The sequence below is a fragment of the Paenibacillus sp. PAMC21692 genome (genome assembly GCF_014303795.1).
GTDB classification, from domain to species: Bacteria; Bacillota; Bacilli; order Paenibacillales; family Paenibacillaceae; genus Pristimantibacillus; species Pristimantibacillus agaridevorans.
In genome coordinates this window covers 8,075,705-8,092,727 of sequence record NZ_CP060293.1, presented here as the reverse complement: position 1 = coordinate 8,092,727, position 17,023 = coordinate 8,075,705, and the positions used below count along the sequence as shown (strand labels likewise).

Here is a 17,023-nt window from a genome sequence, read left to right as displayed (position 1 = left end):
CGGATGTTGATATATTTTTTAAGTCAAAATAATCTCAATAAAGTAAATGGTGTGGTCTGCATGCATAGTTTTACTGCATGGTATTCTTAAATGAGAGCGGTGAGCAAGACGGAATGCCGAATCTAAATTGTGGAAAACGAGGCGAAATGAAGTGGCGAAGAAAAGTCATGAACAAGAGGCTAGACGCCCTAATATATTGTTGATTTTAAATGATGATATGGGTTACTCAGATATTGGATGTTATGGGGGAGAGGTGGACACCCCTTTTTTGAATCAATTAGCGGAAAAGGGACTAAAGTTTACGCAGTTTTATAATACGGCTCGCTGCAGTCCATCAAGGGCGTCTTTACTTACTGGCTTGCATCCCCATCAAACAGGAATAGGGGTATTAGTTGATGATGATGGGCCAGAGGGTTATCGAGGCAATTTAAATAAGCAATGCGTCACGATAGCTGAAGTGCTGCGTCAAGCGAACTATCGTACCTATATGAGCGGTAAATGGCATATCGCGAATAATATTTCCGAGGTTACTGATACTTGGCCTTTGCAACGCGGTTTTGAACGTTACTACGGCACGTTGGCCGGTTCTGGAAACTTTTATTACCCGTCAACATTGACACGTGATAATGAAAATATTGAACATGAAGCGTTAGCTAAAGATTATTACTACACAGATGCTATTAGCGATGAGGCTGTCAGGTTTATTAAGGAGCATGTCGAGGAGTATCCGGACACACCCTTTTTTCAGTATGTAGCTTATACTGCTCCACATTGGCCTCTGCATGCCAAAGAAGATGATATCGCTAAGTATAAAGATCGTTTTAATGCCGGGTGGGATCAACTGCGAATAGAAAGAATGCAGCGTATGCAAGAAATGGGTATTTTAAATGCCGACTGGTCATTAACAGACCGTGATATCAGCCAGCCCGCATGGGAAGAAGCGACACATAAAGAATGGGAACAGCGTCGCATGGAGGTTTATGCCGCTCAGATTGACAGCATGGATCAAGGCATTGGCCGGATCTTGCAAGCTCTTGAGGAAACGGGTCAATTAGAGCAGACGCTAATCTTTTTTTTATCAGACAATGGTGGCTGTGCTGAGGAATTCGAACCTGTTCAACCGAATAAAATACCGAAAAACTGGGGTAGAACAAGTACTGGAGCAGATGTAGCCTTTGGTAATCGGCCTGATGTTATGCCGGGAGCAGAGACAACATTCCAGAGCTACGGCATTGCATGGGCCAATTTATCGAATACGCCATTTCGTCTGTATAAGCACTGGGTTCATGAAGGCGGAATAGCAACACCGTTTATTGTTCATTGGCCGGAAGCAATCCAATCAAAGGGTGAAATTCGTCATACGGCATGCCAATTAACGGATGTTATGGCTACGATACTGGATATTACAAATGCAGCATACCCTGCAACTTATAATGGACATGCGATCTGCCCGCCTGAAGGCAAAAGTATGAAAAAGCTTTTTGTGAGCGATGATCATGCCGAGGATCGATTTCTTTTTTGGGAGCATGAGGGCAACGCGGCCGTTAGAGAAGGGAATTGGAAGCTGGTTAAAAACTATCCTGGGGAATGGGAGCTGTTTGACATGGCTCAGGATCGTACTGAAATGTACAATTTAGCAGATCAATACCCTGCAAGAGTACAACAAATGATCGTGCAATATGATCGTTGGGCAACTCGCTGTGGAGTCAAGCCTAGAGAGAAAATATTGGAAATAATAGCTAAAAGAAATCGGAGAAAGTAGAAAATTGTTTGATCAACGATGGTAAGTGATGCAGAAAGTCAAAAAAATCTCAATTTAGTAGAGGGAGTACACTTTCTGACTCTATTAAGAAAATGATATTCTACGATTATGTTGTATAGAAGTTATAGTTACAACAATAATTATACATCTTGGGGAGGTTTTACAAGTGAACAAAAGAAAAAGAATAACGAGTTTGCTTACTGTTTTATTGACGGTTGCATTGCTTCTTGCAGCATGCTCCAGCACACCGGCAGATCCATCGAAAAAAGAGCCGGGCAACGGTGACAAGGAAGAAGTCGTGACCATTAAGTTTTTACATTGGTTTAACGAAAACAGCGGAAACTGGAGCGGCCTTATTGAAGAATTTGAAAAAGAGCACCCAGGAATTAAAGTGGAATCGATGCCGTTGGTTGATAACGTAAACGCAGCTGATTATTTGAAAAAGCTTGATCTGATGACGGCATCGGGTGAAGAAATGGATGTTGTAGCTTTTCATACTAGCGGTGAGTTTGCTAAGCGCGTAAAAATCGGAATGATGGAGCCGATCGATGAGTTTTTAGCTAAAGATGGCGTCAATGTGGCAGAAGAATACACGCTTGATCCAAAAATTGATGGAAAATATTATGGTCTACCTGCAAAAAATGTAGTACCAATGGTTTTGTTGAACAAAGAGCATCTGGATGCGGCAAATTTACCGATTCCAACAGATTGGACCTGGGAAGAGTTTGCGGAGTATTCTAAAAAACTAACGCAAGGTGAAGGTGCAGCTAAACGATATGGTACTTACTTGCGCGATTCATATGTGCACTATGTCGTAAGAGAGGGGAGTTTGCCTGATAAAAACTACCTCGTAAGTGACGATACGTATAATGGCGACAACCCAATCTATCGCAGTACGTTGGAACTGCGCAACACGTTGGAGAATGTTGATAAATCGGCAGTTCCATTGTCAGAGGCGATTTCCCAAAAACTTGACTACCGTCAACAATTTTTTGGCGGCAAAGTTAGTATGATGGTGGCGGGAAGCTGGCTTATTTCCGAGTGGGGGAATTTCACACCTGATTTTACAATAGCTTGGGCTCCCTTGCCTAGAAATGCCGAAAATAAGGAAGTCTATATTAGACCGCAAGGCGACATTGTTGGTGTAGCAAAAAAGTCGGCTAACAAAGAAGCTGCTTATAAATTTGTACGCTGGTTTACAACGAAAGGAATTGACGTACAAGGTACAAGCTTGTCAAGTTGGAAGCAAGCAAATACGATCGAATCCGTAGACAATATTGTAGCTGGAACGAAAAGGCCTGAAGCAATTGATAAAGAGTCCCTGATCAAATCGATTGAAAAATCGGTGCCGGCAAAGACAATCATCCCGCCGGTTTATATTACTGAAGCAGAAAAAGCATTTATTGATGAGGCTCAATTATATTTGCTTGGTACACAAGATATTGATAAAACAATGGCGAACATTAAAACAAAAGTGGAAAAAATAATTGAAACGAATAAGTAATTGTTGATTCAAGTTAACTTTATCTCTTCAGCTCCGGGCGATACATAAGTTATTGCCCGGAGCATGGAAGGAGGACGATGATGGCTTATACAAAAATGAAGCAGTTGGTCAAACAATTTTGTAATACTTTAATCGATCATCAGGTAACAGATTTATTGCCGAGCTGGAAGGGCGGCTTTGCTTGTCCAGCGTGTAAAAGTATTCATGGACGCAGCGGTGATGCTATATTTCCGCTTTATTTTATGGCAGTAGAAACTGGCGAGCTGCGTTACAAGCAAGCAGCTAGGCTACTTGTTTCTTATATGAAAAAAAGACAATTGTATGATGGTTCTTGGCTCAATGACGAGCCGTCCGACTGGAAAGGCACGACTGTATTTCAAGTGTTATCGTTAAGTCATGCTTACGACTATTTGTTGAAAGCTGGCGAACAAAAAGAAGCAGAGCCATTACTGCCTATGATTGAGAATGCAGCGGAATACCTTGTCTGGGCTTTTTGTAAAGGCGGTATTCCAAAAAATAATATAAATTATTTGATTTCATCAGCTGCAGCTTTACAGTGGTGTTCGCAAATTTTGCAAAGAACTGATTATGCCGAAGAAGCTAGTAAATTAATGCAGACCTCGCTGCTGCGTATAAATCGTGATGGATTTATAGTAGGTGAATCCAAGTTTCCGCATGCCGCCGGCGATCAAATTGATATCGGCTACAATATCGATATGACCATTGGAGCCATAGCGGAATATGCGATGCTGACAGGTGATCAAAGTGTGAGAGCGGAAGCCGTTCGTGCTTTACGAGCCCATATGGAGATGATGTATCCGGATGGCTCGCTTGATAATTCCTTTGGCAGCCGCAGTTATAAGTGGACCATGTACGGCAGTAAAACAGCCCACGGCTGTCAGATGGCGTATATGATGTTGGCTGATATGGACCCTGCATTTGCAGTTGCAGCAGAACGTAATATGGATTATCTGATTAGCTGCATAACGAAACAAGGCATGGTTGGTTATGGACCGGCACATGAGCAAATATTCGATGAGTCCTGCATCCATAGCACATTTAATCGGGCGGATAGCCTGGCCATTGCTTTGGTTTATGGAAAATGGGGAGCATTAACCAATCAAACGGCTCAGCTCCCTTCAGACAACATTTTTAACTTCAAATATTATCCGTCTCTTAATAGCGCGCATATACGCAGTCAGTCTTGGATGGGAACGATTAGTGGCTATGGCAGTATAAACGCTCCTACTGGCGGCATGATGTCTTATTTGTGGAATGAACAACTAGGTGCAGTGCAAGCTGGTTCTGCTACGGTTTATAAGCGAATTGAAATCGTTAATATGCCACAATACCCAGGATTATTTCAAGGACCGACAACGCCCAGAATAGAAGCTGCTATAAATGGGGAAGTCGTTAGCAGCTTATATGAGCACCAGCCAGCTCTTCTTTTCCATGAGCAGATGAAAGATCAGCGCAATGTTCGCGTGACTGGAAAATTAAAGTCTGTTCCTTTGGCAGTTGTACAAGTTGAAAGCCAATTATTTTATACGATTGATTACGAATGGTCAGACAAGCAAATCATTAAAACCTATTATATTGATGTTCAAATACCAGTTACTGAGCTTAGTATAACCGAGCCGGTTATTATCCCGGATCATGCGGAAGTAAAAGAAACAATGAGCGGTATGCAGCTCACTAAACAAGCAGCTGCGCTCATAGTCAGCGGGACTGGAGAACAGTTCTCTAAACAAACAGGTAATGGGGAATTGATAAGCAGCGTATTTCCAGCGATTCAATGCTTACCATTATGTTGGAAAATGACAAATGTAAACAAAGGAGTGTACTCTTTCACGATTACATTCGCAATGGAGTAACTTGACAGCGAGAAGAGGGTGGGAATTGTGGCGGCTGGCCAAAAATTAAGCAAAGCAGCACAGAGGGAAACCATGGCTGGTTATATGTTTATGGGTCCAATGTTAATAGGGGTTATCATACTGGTATTAATTCCCGTGCTGGCAACGATTGTACTAGGTTTTACGGATTGGAATTTCGTAGCAGGATTTGAACAAGCGAAGTTTATCGGTTTAGATAATTTCACTAAATTGCTGGACGACGATATCTTTCTCACATCGATGAAAAATAACTTTTTATTGTTATTTGTCGTTCCAATAGGTATGGCGATTGCCCTATTGCTAGCTATTATTATTAATAGTCACGTTTATTTGAAGGATACGATGAAGGTTATTTACTTTATGCCTTATATTTCTAGCGTCGTAGCTGTAGCAGTCGTATTTCAGGTGTTATTCCACCCTACTTTTGGACCGATCAATCAATTTTTAATATCGATTGGCATTGATAATCCGCCAAAGTGGCTGTCTGATATAAACTTTGCCTTGCCTTCCGTTATGTTTATAATGATTTGGGTGCAAATCGGCTTTAAATTAATTATTTATATGGCTGCATTGCAGAACATTCCACGTGATTTATATGAAGCAGCTTCTATTGACGGGGCAAATGGCTGGCATAAATTTAAAAAGATCACATTACCGATGTTATCCTCAACAAGCTTCTTCTTGCTTATTATCGGAATAATCGGAACATTTAAAGTATTTGATTTAATAGCTGTGCTAACAGCTGGCGGACCTTCCAATTCTACATCCGTGGCGGTTTATTATTTGTATGATACAGCATTTGTTAATTTGAAATCAGGTTATGCTTCAGCGATTGCGATGGTGCTCCTGCTGTTTGTATTCATTATTACCCTGATTCAATGGGTAGCGCAAAAAAAATGGGTAAATGAATAGAAGGGAGTAGGACGAAGATGCGGAGCCTTCAACGTATTGATATTAGAAAGCTTATTACGACAATAATTATGTTAATCGTGGGTTTAATTTTCCTCCTGCCATTCGTATGGATGCTTGTGACCTCGTTTAAATTTGAGAATGATGTATTTAACTTCCCTATCGAGTGGTTGCCTGTGCGCTGGAATATGGTTGAGAACTATCGTGAAGTCTGGATGGGGCAATATCCATTTCTATTGTATTATTTAAATTCGATGAAAGTTGCTGTACTGACGACTGTCGTGTCTGTTATTATATCGAGTATGGCTGGATTCGCCTTTGGGAAATTGCAATATGCAGGCAAGAACTTTTTGTTCGTGTTAATTTTGATGCTGTATATGATTCCAACACAGGCTATTCTTGTTCCACAATTTTTAATTTTTAAATCGTTGGATCTTTATGATTCTCATCTGGGCATGATTCTTTTAAACAGCTTTAGCGTGTTTGGCACCTTTATGCTGCGACAGTTTTTTATTGGCATACATCCGGAATTTATTGAGTCTGCGAAAATGGATGGAGCCGGCTATTTTAAAATCTTCCTTCGCATTGCGCTGCCGTTGGTGCGTCCCGCGATTGCCACTTACGCGATCCTGCGTTTTATTTGGACGTGGAACGACTATCAGACGCCGCTTATTTTTATACGCGATAAGGCACTGTACACCATTCAAATAGGAATGCGTCAATTTGCCGATGGCGAAGGTCAATTTTATGCTTTGACGATGGCTGGCGCCGTGTCGGCGATCATACCGTTGTTAATCGTATTTTTAGTCGCTCAAAAGCAAGTTATCGAAGGGATTTCCGTTGGCGGTGTGAAAGGGTAATCACTTATTCTGCTGTACCGCTTTTCGGATGACTAGAAAAGGGTCGTGTATAGTGTGACGAAGAAGCTGCTCAATAAGTGGAATATGATCTCTTTGCGCCAAAAGCTGATAGTTACCGCCGTAATTTGTTTGCTGGTACCGCTGCTTATATCTACGACGGTGTCGAATTATTTTGCTAAGGATGTGCTGATGGATAATGCCATCAGTAACTCCCGAGAAACGATGCAAATCGTCGAGTTAAATTTGTCCGGATTAATTAACACCATGCTCTATATTACAAATTATATCCAGTTTGATGGCGAGATGAATTCGCTTATCAGTGCTGGCAAGGAAAGTAAAAATGATGGAGAGCGCGCACTTAATAATGTGAAAATAACAAACAAGCTGGGGAGCATTGCAAATTCATTAAATGATATTTATATCACCATATTGACGGAAGAGGAAGAGGGGAGTGGATATACAAATTACTCCCTTTATAATCATAACTTTCAGCTGTTTTATGATGAGCCTTGGTTTGACAAACTGAAAAAAACGGATGCTCATGAACTGCACTGGCTAGGGGGACAGCCTAATTATATACTGTCATCCAAGCAGAGCAGTCCTTATTTGATGACGATAGCGAGAAAACTTCAATACTCTACCGTACCTTCAGGCTATGCCATTATCAGCATTAAAGAAACGGATTTTCACGAGTCTTTTTCGAAGATTTCTGGCAATCAAGAAATTATGCTGGTGGATTCGACAGGGAACGTATTGTCGCATCAGGACTCCAATAAAATAGGTCAGCCTTTTCCGTATGCCGATCGGATTCGCTTTAATGAAGATGACGCTCAGGTAACGACGATCGATGGGGAGCAATATTTATTGGCAAGCCATAAGTTGACTTATTCGGACTGGTCGCTCGTTCATGTAACTCGTTATAAGGATGCTACCCAAAAAATTAATTTTATTTGGCGAACGAATTTGTTCATTCAGGTTTCGTTCTTTTCGCTTTTTCTATTTATATTGATTATTTTTGTGCGACAGTTGACCAAGCCTCTGGCTCGCCTTGGAAGAGTTGCTGGGGAGATTGAAGCAGGGAATTTAACGATTCGTGCTAAAATTAAAGGGAATAATGAGATCGGAAAGGTAGGCCGATCATTTGACAAGATGCTGGATCGGATTGAAGCGATGATTAAACAAGCGGTGCTCGATCAGACAAAGAAGCGCAAGCTGGAACTGGAGATGCTGCAGGCGCAAATTCACCCGCATTTTTTATTTAATATTTTAAATTCGATTCGACTTAAAATTTTAATGAAAAACGATCAGGAAAATGCATCGTTGATCCAAGCCATGTCTCATTTGCTGCGGATGACGATTAACCGAAATAATGAATTTATTCCGTTATATCAAGAGATTGAAATCGTATCTCACTACATCAAGCTGATGAATATGCGTCAGCAGCATCCGATTTTATATGAGGTTGATATGACAGAGGAAGCCAGAATGGTTGAGGTGCCTCGTTTGTTTATTCAGCCACTCATTGAAAATGCCTATATTCATGGGTTAAATGAAGGCGGAGGTACGATTACGATCACATCCCGTGTGGATCACCAGTGCCTGCGCGTAACTGTGGCGGACAATGGGAAGGGTATGACAGAAGATCGATGGAAGCTATTGCTCGAACATCTTCATATGGAGGAAGAGGCGCTGTCTACCGAGGAAAGAAAAGGAGGCCTTTCCGGAATTGGGGTCAAAAATGTTTATGAGCGTTTGAAGCTTATATACGGACCTACTGTTAAGGTGTTGATCGATAGCGCTCCCGATCAAGGCACGCAAATAACGCTGCTAATTCCAATGACAGCGGGGGAGGCACGTTATGTATAAAGTCATGCTGGTTGATGATGATTATCCGGTGATTGAGTATTTGCAGCAAGCCATACCATGGCAAGCGCTTAATATGGAGGTAATCGGCGGGTTTTCCAATGGGCAAAAGGCGTATGATTACGCGGTCGAAAATCCACCTGATATTTTGCTTACGGATATCGGAATGCCTGTCATGAATGGCTTGGAGCTGATTAATGCGCTTACGTTGCGGAAAAAAAATCTTCGGTCGATTATTTTGTCTTGTCATGATGAGTTTTCTTTTGCTATGCAGGCGATCAAGCTTAATGTGGTGGATTATATTTTGAAGGAATCCCTTGATCCCGTTTCATTAATAAAGCTGCTGGAGCAAATGAAGCATAGCCTGGATGAGGAAAAAACTCTAAAAAAGCAGGAAGTCAGCAAGGAACTGATCACGTCGCTCGAAGATAATCCTTTATTAGATGAAGCGGCATGGGCCGATCAGACGGATCAGATAGGACTGGATTTTAGAACTTATGTATACATCCCCGTTCTCTGTGTTATCAATCGCCAACAGGTTGCAGAGAAGCGGTACTCGTCTAAGAAACTGCTGTCTTTTTCCATGCAGAATGTAATCGAGGAAGTTGTTGCGAAAGAGATGGAGCAAGGGATTTTTCATTTGTCCTATAACGGAAAAGAAACGGTGTTGTTATTTCAATACAGGGATCTTGTTAAAACAAATGTGTATGAATCGCTTGAGGGTACACTGAGGACAATTAATGATGCTATTAAAGATTATTTGAAGTTTTCGGTTACTTTTATTGTCGGCACAAATTCAGAAAATGCCACTTCGCTCAAATCTAATATTAAGCAGTTGCTTAAAGGAAAGGATCATTGTTTTTATCGGCTGGAGGGATCCATTCTTAAGCTGGACGCGCTGGATTATCAGTATTCCGAAGAAGATCTGTTTATCCATCATGTGGAAGCTACCGAGCACTTTCAGCAACTTATTATAAAAGAGGATGTCGAAAATCTTAAGCGGAAGCTAGCGGATTGGATTTCATTAATTAGGGAAACAAGATACAAGCCTCAAGTGGTACGGGAATGGGGACTTAAAATATTACTCGACCTCAGAATGAAAATTAAGTCGCTGCATTATTTTGAAACGCGTTTTTCCGAGGAGGTTGTCCATCAAAACTTGTTTTGGGTGGAATCGTTGGATCATTTTCAGGATATGATGTGGACCCAACTGGCGGATTTGCTTCATGTGGTGCAGTATATTAACACAAGCTCAAAACGCCGCGAAATTATTGAGGCCCAAAGATATGTGATGGAGCATTTGCATGAGAAAATTTCGATGTCGGAGGTAGCTCAGCGCCTTCACTTGAATGCATCCTACTTTAGCAGATTATTTAAAAAAGAAACAAATGAAAATTTTGTCGACTATGTGTTGCGGCTAAAAATGGAGAGGGCTTGCGAATATCTGGATCATAGTGATTACAGCATTGAGCAAATCTCCGATCGGCTTGGTTTTGATAGCAAAAGCTATTTTATCCGAACGTTTCGTAGGGAGATCGGCATGCTGCCGACCGCATATCGGCATAAAACATAAAAAAGCAGCTCATAACGCTTAGTTTATGTGATTACTGTTTCACGTGCGGGGGAAAGCGGCAGGGGCTTCGGCGTAGTGGCGAACGAAGTCAAAGGACTCGCCTCCGAATCTGGCATTTCAGCCAAGCGGATCTCGGATCTTATTCGCGTAACGCAGCTTGAGACCAGCCAAGCTGTTGACGCAATGAACAGCGTAACGGAGAGGTTGCCTCGGGTAAGGCGGCTGCGGAAGAAACGAGGAACATGTTCATATATTGTATAGTTCTTGGGGAGGCGAAAGCCCTCCCCTATTTGTTGTTAAAGTGAAGCTTATGAAACAGGACATACTACCGGACAATTTATGATGAAGAATTCGGGCTATTCCATTCCATTGTTCTTTCTGATTGAGGATGATATAATCTTGACAGCATTCGGATGGAAATATTTTTGAAAACGCTGTCATTGGGGATGAACGCATGATGCGTCCGGCACGGGATTTACACTATTCGAAAAATTTAACTTTCAAACATCGGCTGATGCTTATTGTCTTGTTGTTAAGCGTCATCCCCGTTCTTGTTCTTGGCATGTTCTCATCGAATAACGCGGCATCGATCGTTCAGCAGGAAGTAGACCGCAACCATCTGATGGTATTGCGCCAAATTCAGTATCAGTTCGATCAGTTTATGAAAAGTATGGATCGGGCATCTTTTCAAATCGCCAACAACAGCATTGTGGAGAAGTCGGTTGAAATTGGACCGATCAACAATGATTTGGGATATACGTTCGGTACGATCGATGTGATCAAAAAAGCCCGCAGCGTGCAAGAAATTCATTTCGACGTATCGTTGGTATACATGGAAGAGGCACAAGTGTATTCGACACGTTATGGGTTTGTCGATTTGACCGATTTTCCTTTTCGCGATCTGCTGAAGTCGGTCGGCGTCCGGTTCAACTCGATGGTCGTCGTTCCGCCGGAAACTGGCCAACGCGCGCATGAGTTGCTCATGCTGCGCCCGGTGCCGGCATTTTATTCGGACCGCCCGGATGGCATCCTCGTCTTTCATATTGATCCATCTCTATTGACTGGAATATTGGAACAGGTAGAACTGGGTCATAACGGGAAAATTCTCATCACGGATGAACAGGGCGCGGTCGTATTCAGCCAGAATGCCTCAGAGATCGGTTCGCGAATTTCGGCAACATTGGAACCGTACATGTTTCGGGGGACAGCCGGAGTTGTTTCAGCGGAATCGTCAAGGGAAGAGGCAGGCAAAGCGTCGATGAATGGGGAAGATTATCTCTCCGCGTCGATCCATTCTTCCTACAACAATTGGTCGTACATCGCGATTACGCCTTACACGGAGTTGACGAAAAAAGCAGGGGAAGTGCGCCGGTTCACGCTCGGGCTGGCTGGCTCGCTTGTAGGCTTGGCTATTTTGATGGCGTTCCTTGGTTCGAATCGGCTTTATTCCCCTATTCAGCGGATGCAACAGAAATTGCAGGGGGAATTCCGCGAACAACTGCCTTATCTTCGCGATTCGATTTTCCTTCAACTGATACGGGGGGAGATGTCCGATAATAAGATACGCGGAAAGACGGAACGATACGGCCTTCTGTTGAAAGGTTCGCGCTTCTATGTATGTCTTGTGGAGATGGATGATTTCGCTCAATTTAAGCAGAAATACAAGGAAAACGACCGTTCTCTTATGATCTATGCCCTGCGCAAAATGTTGGAAGAATTATGCGAGACCGATTTTTCCTGCGTAACGGTATCTCCGCTGCCGAATCAGGTTGCGGTGCTGATCGGCACAAAAGACGCCAGCGAACGGGCGGATGAGGCTGTACGGCGGAAAGCGATGGAATTCCGCAGCAATAGTCAGAATCACTTTCACCTGCCTGTCACTGTGGCGCTCAGCCGGGCATGCCGGGACTACACCGGAATTAGCGAAGCTTATCAGGATGCGTCCGAACTGATCGGTTACCGGATGTTGCTCGGCAGCGATGAATTGATCGTGCAAGATTCCGTCAGAATGCCGATGGGGCCGACCGGATATTCGCTGATCGAACTGAAGAAGAAGATTTTATCTGCGATGGCGAAGGGGGACGAATCCGAAGCGAGGTCAAGCTTGTCGGCGCTGATCGAAGCCATTCCGCAACATATGCACAACGCTGAATCCGTGCTGGGCACATTCGCTTATTTGATCGGAGAGTTCGACCAACTCGTGCGCGAGTGGAGCGATGGCGGAGGGGAACTGGATACGAAGGAACTGTACAAACAATTACTGGCCATGTCATCGCTGGCGGAGACGGAGCGTTGGTTTGCGGATACGGTTTTCCCGCTGGTGACGAATGCGCTGCAAGATGCGAACATTCCGAAACGGACGAAGTTGATTCAGCAGGTGCTGCAATATATTCATTTGCATTACGACACGGATCTGGGCTTGCAGCATGTGGCCGATACGTTCCAGATAACGCCCCCGCAATTGAGCCGGTTGTTCCGCGAAGAGCGCAACGAGTCGTTCAGCGACTACGTCTTGCGTTACCGAATCGAGAAAGCGAAGGAATGGCTTGCTCATACCGAAATGCCAATTCGCGAGATTGCTGAACGGCTGCGCTACGCCTCCGTGCAAAATTTCACGAGAATATTCAAGCAGATGACGAACGACCCTCCTGGTTATTACCGGAAGAAATCTCGACTAGACGAATGACCCACTCCTGACTTATCCATTCGAACCATCGCCTGAAACCCGCGTCGCTACAGCGATTTTGCGGGTTTTTTCTTTTGCGCAACGATATTGTTCTTTATAAACAGGCGTGCTGTGAAATGAAAATTGTGCTGTAATGCAGGATGCCTTATGCTGAAGCCGTGAATCCGAAGAGTGAGCCATGGCCGAAATCGGAATTGAACAAAGGAAGAACGAGGATTCGCGACAGTTTGATCTGTGAAGAGGAGTGACCGACATGCCGCTAGGGCGCAACGAAAAAATGAACGCTATCAAGGAATCCGGGTTTGAGACATTCCGACGAGGGGCGTTCGGCAATGCGGGGCAAAATCTGTACGTTTCCCGTGCCGGAACGATTCAGCGCATCCATCATTTCGATATCAACGGCGACGGTTATATCGATCTGCCGTTTGCCAATTCGCATGATGACGATACGCGGGTTCCGGTCTATATTTATCGGAATCCTGCCGTAAACGGGGAACGCTTGGAGTTGCCTACGGACGGCGGCTATGCAGCTGCGATGGGAGATATTAACGGCGACGGGTATGACGATCTGGTCATCGCCAATCAATATGACGGCGTATCCAACGAGGTATATGCGCAAGTTTATTACGGATCGGCCGAGGGCTTCAGCGTCAAGCGGATGTTGAAGCTGTGGGCTCCTTCCTCCAAAGATGTGGAAATCGGTGATTTCAACGGCGACGGCAGACCTGACATCGCGTTGATCAGCCGGGAGAAGCTGCGGATTTTCTACCAAGGAGAGCAAGGTTTTGCTTCCGGCGGCTATACGGATATCGATCTGCCGCATGATCTGGAGTCGATTGCCGCCGCCGATCTGGACGGCGACGGATACGCCGACCTGGTCGTCCGCTCCAGCGACCGGTCGATCGCAGTGTACTGGGGCGGGCCGGATGGGATTCGTGCGGACAGGCGGACGAAGCTGGACAAGCGCTTGTCCGGGGAAGGGCTCATCGGGATTGGGATCGATTTGGCTGCCAGCGGCGCAGGAGGCGCGACGCTGCGCGTATACGGCGTTCCGGCGAGGCCCCGGTTGAAAGTCGTCGCTCTGCAGAGCCGCCCGCATCTGTTTGTTTGCATAGGAGAACAGACCTTGTTTATTCCGTTCGGTGCGAACCGCCAAGCCGGTGAGCCGCTTGTACTTAACAGCGGGGAGGCGATGAGCGCTGCTGTGGGAGACATCCGGGGAAACGGCGAACAGGATATTGTGCTGGCCTCGCGGCAGACCGACGAACTGGGCGGGCAACGATCCTGGATTTACTGGGGCGGACAGGGTGGTTACGCGAACGAACGGCGGACGGCCGTCGCGACGAACGGCGCCAACGACGTGATCATCGGTCGTCTGAGCGGCAATGACAACGGCTGCGGGGACATTGTCTTTTGTCAGGATAAGGTGGAAGAGTGGTACAGCCACCATTCCCTTCTCTATAGGGGCTCTCCGGCAGGCATCCATCAGCCGCCGATCCGGCTGGAAACCCATTGTGCTCTGGATGCATTCATTTCCCGCGATTCGGTCGGCGAGCCGGCGCGGCTCGTGTTTCTGAATCATCTCTCCAACCGGATTCTGGGCAATGTCCCCGTTTATATTTACTGGGGAGGTCCGGACGGGTTCTCGCCGGACCGCAGAGAGGAGTTGCCGGGCTGGGCCGCGACGGAAGTTCGGGCTTGCGATTTTAACGACGACGGGCATGTAGACCTGCTTGTTGTGAACAGCAATGAAAATGCGATGCATCTGGACAGAGGATCCTTTCTTTATTATGGCGGCCCGAACGGGTTCTCCGAGAATCATCGGGTGGAATTGCCGACCCGTTACAATATGAGCTCGTGCTGCGCGGATTTGAACAGAGATGGTTATCTGGATTTGCTCGTTGTCGGCTTCAGCAATAATGAGCTGCTCATCTTTTACGGATCCGAGCGAGGATTCGCCGATGAGCCGAAGCGGATCAAGCTGGATATCGAAGGAATCGTCTTCGATAATCCGAGGTTCATGACATTGGCCGATTTTAACCGTGACGGATGGCTGGATCTTGTGATTCCCGAATGCGGCTCCTCCGGCAAAACAATCATCTTGTGGGGCGGCCCCGACGGCTTCGTCGCCAGCCGTGCGACCCTGCTTCCCTCAGGTCCGACTATATCTTCGCGGGCAGCCGATCTGAACGGCAACGGATGGCTGGATCTGATCGTGGGCGGGTACAAGGGGGACGATCCCGGAGACCCGTACAGTACGTTCGTCTATATCTATTGGGGCGGGCCGGAAGGCTTCTCCAACAATCGTCGAACGCAGCTTCCGGCCAGCTTCGCGGCGGATATTACGATTGCCGACTTCAACAACGACGGCATATTGGATATTTTCGTCTCCTGCTATCACGGCCTGCGGAGCCGTGACATCGACTCCTTCATCTATTGGGGCGGCTCGGGAGGCGTGTATTCCGAATCCAATCGGACCGTCTTGCCGCATCATTCGGCTGCCGGAGCGTTGGCCGCCGATTTCGACGAAGACGGCTTCATCGATCTGGCAGTCGTCAATCACAAGACGCAAGGCAACCATCCCGGCATGTCTTATGTATGGTGGAATGGCCCTGAAGGTTTCACTGAACGACGCGTAACCAAGCTCCCGACCTTCGGCCCGCACGGGATGACCCATTCGGATATCGGCAACATCGCCGATCGCGGAGATGAAGAACTTTATGAATCAAGACCGATTGAATTGTCGGAAGATTCACGAATCGGCGGCATTTCTTGGATGGCGGAAATACCAGCCAAAACGTGGGTGAAAGCGCAAATTCGAACCGCACCCAGCGAGGCGGATCTGAATGGCGCTCCCTGGATAGGGAAAAACGGCGCGGATAGCTGGTTCGAGAAGAACGGAGAAACCGTCGTCGGATCTCTATCCGGCAAATGGGTGCAATATCGATTGGCGCTGGGAGCGGTCAATAGCGGTAGCACGCCCCGCGTAAGCGAGGTTGCCATTATGCTTGGAGAACCGCCATCATCCGAAAAGAGAGAGTCGTGACAGAGGGAGGCAGAGTGCGCATGGTTGTTGCGAGACGATTGCGTAAAGATTGGTTGTTGCTGATGATCGGGCTTCCGGGCTTGTTGTATTACCTGATCTATCGATTTGCCCCGATGTTCGGTCTTGTGATTGCCTTTAGCGACTATAGCCCGTTTCTCGGTTTTTTCGACAGTCCGTGGGTGGGGATGAAGCATTTCCAGGCTATCTTCGCAGAGCCTGAAGTCATGAATGTGTTATGGAATACGCTTGTCATTTCCCTTTTGCAAATTGTATTCGCTTTCCCAATCCCGATTGTACTGGCGCTGATGCTGAATGAAGTTCGTCATCGGATGTTCAAAAGAGTCGTTCAAACCATCATCTATTTGCCGCATTTCCTATCGTGGGTTGTTGTTGTCGGCATATTCGTCATCTTTCTGCAGGGCGACGGTCTGGTGAACGGGGCATTGAAGAACCTGTTCGGCATGTCTCCGGTGCCGTTCCTGACCGACCCGGACTGGTTCAGGCCGCTGGTTATCCTGCAGGTGATCTGGAAGGAAGCAGGTTGGGGAACGATCATATTTTTGGCAGCACTCGCCGGCGTTAACCAGCAATTGTACGAGGCAGCCACGATGGATGGCGCGAACCGGTTGCGTCAGGCGTGGCATATTACATTGCCGGCCATTCGAAGCACGATCGTCATCTTGCTCATTCTCCGGCTGGGCAGCGTGCTCGATGTCGGTTTCGAACAGCTCTTTCTGATGCTGAATCCATTCAACAAAGAGACTGGAGAAGTGCTGGATACCTATGTGTTCTACAAAGGAATTGAGCAATCCGATTTCAGTTTCGCTACGGCGGTTGGATTGTTGAAAGGCGTCGTGGGGCTAGTTCTGGTCAGCGCGGCAAATGTATTGTCGAAGAAAATGGGGGAAGAGGGCATTTACTGAGGCAA

General features: G+C 45.9%; 11 protein-coding genes. All 11 read left to right on the top strand.

What is annotated here, in order from left to right; genetic code table 11:
- Positions 1–151: 151 nt before the first annotated feature.
- The 11 genes from H7F31_RS32115 to H7F31_RS32065 all read left to right on the top strand — a co-directional run bounded on the left by H7F31_RS32115 (position 152) and on the right by H7F31_RS32065 (position 17,018).
- Positions 152–1,762: an arylsulfatase gene (locus H7F31_RS32115; RefSeq protein ID WP_222622732.1), complete on the top strand. Its 1,611-nt coding sequence runs from the start codon at positions 152–154 to the stop codon at positions 1,760–1,762.
- Positions 1,763–1,928: 166 nt separating this feature from the next.
- Positions 1,929–3,266, top strand: coding sequence for an ABC transporter substrate-binding protein (locus H7F31_RS32110; protein ID WP_187102156.1), 1,338 nt, complete (start codon positions 1,929–1,931; stop codon positions 3,264–3,266).
- 80 nt (positions 3,267–3,346) lie between these two features.
- The gene (locus H7F31_RS32105) at positions 3,347–5,140 is read left to right on the top strand and encodes an ulvan lysase-like protein (protein WP_187102155.1); all 1,794 of its coding nucleotides are present in this window, start codon (positions 3,347–3,349) and stop codon (positions 5,138–5,140) included.
- Between the two features lie 72 nt (positions 5,141–5,212).
- The gene (locus H7F31_RS32100; protein WP_187105655.1) at positions 5,213–6,070 is read left to right on the top strand and encodes a carbohydrate ABC transporter permease; all 858 of its coding nucleotides are present in this window, start codon (positions 5,213–5,215) and stop codon (positions 6,068–6,070) included.
- 17 nt (positions 6,071–6,087) lie between these two features.
- Positions 6,088–6,927: a carbohydrate ABC transporter permease gene (locus H7F31_RS32095; RefSeq protein WP_108992714.1), complete on the top strand. Its 840-nt coding sequence runs from the start codon at positions 6,088–6,090 to the stop codon at positions 6,925–6,927.
- Positions 6,928–6,981: 54 nt separating this feature from the next.
- The gene (locus tag H7F31_RS32090; protein WP_187102154.1) at positions 6,982–8,793 is read left to right on the top strand and encodes a sensor histidine kinase; all 1,812 of its coding nucleotides are present in this window, start codon (positions 6,982–6,984) and stop codon (positions 8,791–8,793) included.
- Positions 8,786–10,363: a response regulator transcription factor gene (locus tag H7F31_RS32085; protein WP_187102153.1), complete on the top strand. Its 1,578-nt coding sequence runs from the start codon at positions 8,786–8,788 to the stop codon at positions 10,361–10,363. Before H7F31_RS32090 ends, H7F31_RS32085 begins: the two co-directional genes overlap by 8 nt.
- A 27-nt stretch (positions 10,364–10,390) precedes the next feature.
- Positions 10,391–10,624: a methyl-accepting chemotaxis protein gene (locus tag H7F31_RS32080; protein ID WP_187102152.1), complete on the top strand. Its 234-nt coding sequence runs from the start codon at positions 10,391–10,393 to the stop codon at positions 10,622–10,624.
- Between the two features lie 193 nt (positions 10,625–10,817).
- On the top strand, positions 10,818–13,049 hold the full coding sequence (locus H7F31_RS32075; protein WP_187102151.1) for a helix-turn-helix domain-containing protein: 2,232 nt from the start codon (positions 10,818–10,820) through the stop codon (positions 13,047–13,049).
- A 253-nt stretch (positions 13,050–13,302) separates the two neighbouring features.
- Positions 13,303–16,095 (top strand): FG-GAP-like repeat-containing protein, encoded by a 2,793-nt coding sequence (locus H7F31_RS32070; protein WP_187102150.1) that lies wholly within the window; start codon positions 13,303–13,305, stop codon positions 16,093–16,095.
- A gap of 20 nt (positions 16,096–16,115) precedes the next feature.
- Positions 16,116–17,018, top strand: coding sequence for an ABC transporter permease (locus H7F31_RS32065; protein WP_087571299.1), 903 nt, complete (start codon positions 16,116–16,118; stop codon positions 17,016–17,018).
- The last annotated feature ends 5 nt before the right edge of the window (positions 17,019–17,023 follow it).

What these genes read in the sequence shown, in the direction of transcription:
- H7F31_RS32105 (WP_187102155.1), top strand. Translation starts at nt 3,347, where the DNA reads ATGGCTTATACAAAAATGAAGCAGTTGGTCAAACAATTTTGTAATACT.
- H7F31_RS32100 (WP_187105655.1), top strand. Translation starts at nt 5,213, where the DNA reads ATGGCTGGTTATATGTTTATGGGTCCAATGTTAATAGGGGTTATCATA.
- H7F31_RS32095 (WP_108992714.1), top strand. Translation starts at nt 6,088, where the DNA reads ATGCGGAGCCTTCAACGTATTGATATTAGAAAGCTTATTACGACAATA.
- H7F31_RS32085 (WP_187102153.1), top strand. Translation starts at nt 8,786, where the DNA reads ATGTATAAAGTCATGCTGGTTGATGATGATTATCCGGTGATTGAGTAT.
- H7F31_RS32075 (WP_187102151.1), top strand. Translation starts at nt 10,818, where the DNA reads ATGATGCGTCCGGCACGGGATTTACACTATTCGAAAAATTTAACTTTC.
- H7F31_RS32070 (WP_187102150.1), top strand. Translation starts at nt 13,303, where the DNA reads ATGCCGCTAGGGCGCAACGAAAAAATGAACGCTATCAAGGAATCCGGG.
- H7F31_RS32065 (WP_087571299.1), top strand. Translation starts at nt 16,116, where the DNA reads ATGGTTGTTGCGAGACGATTGCGTAAAGATTGGTTGTTGCTGATGATC.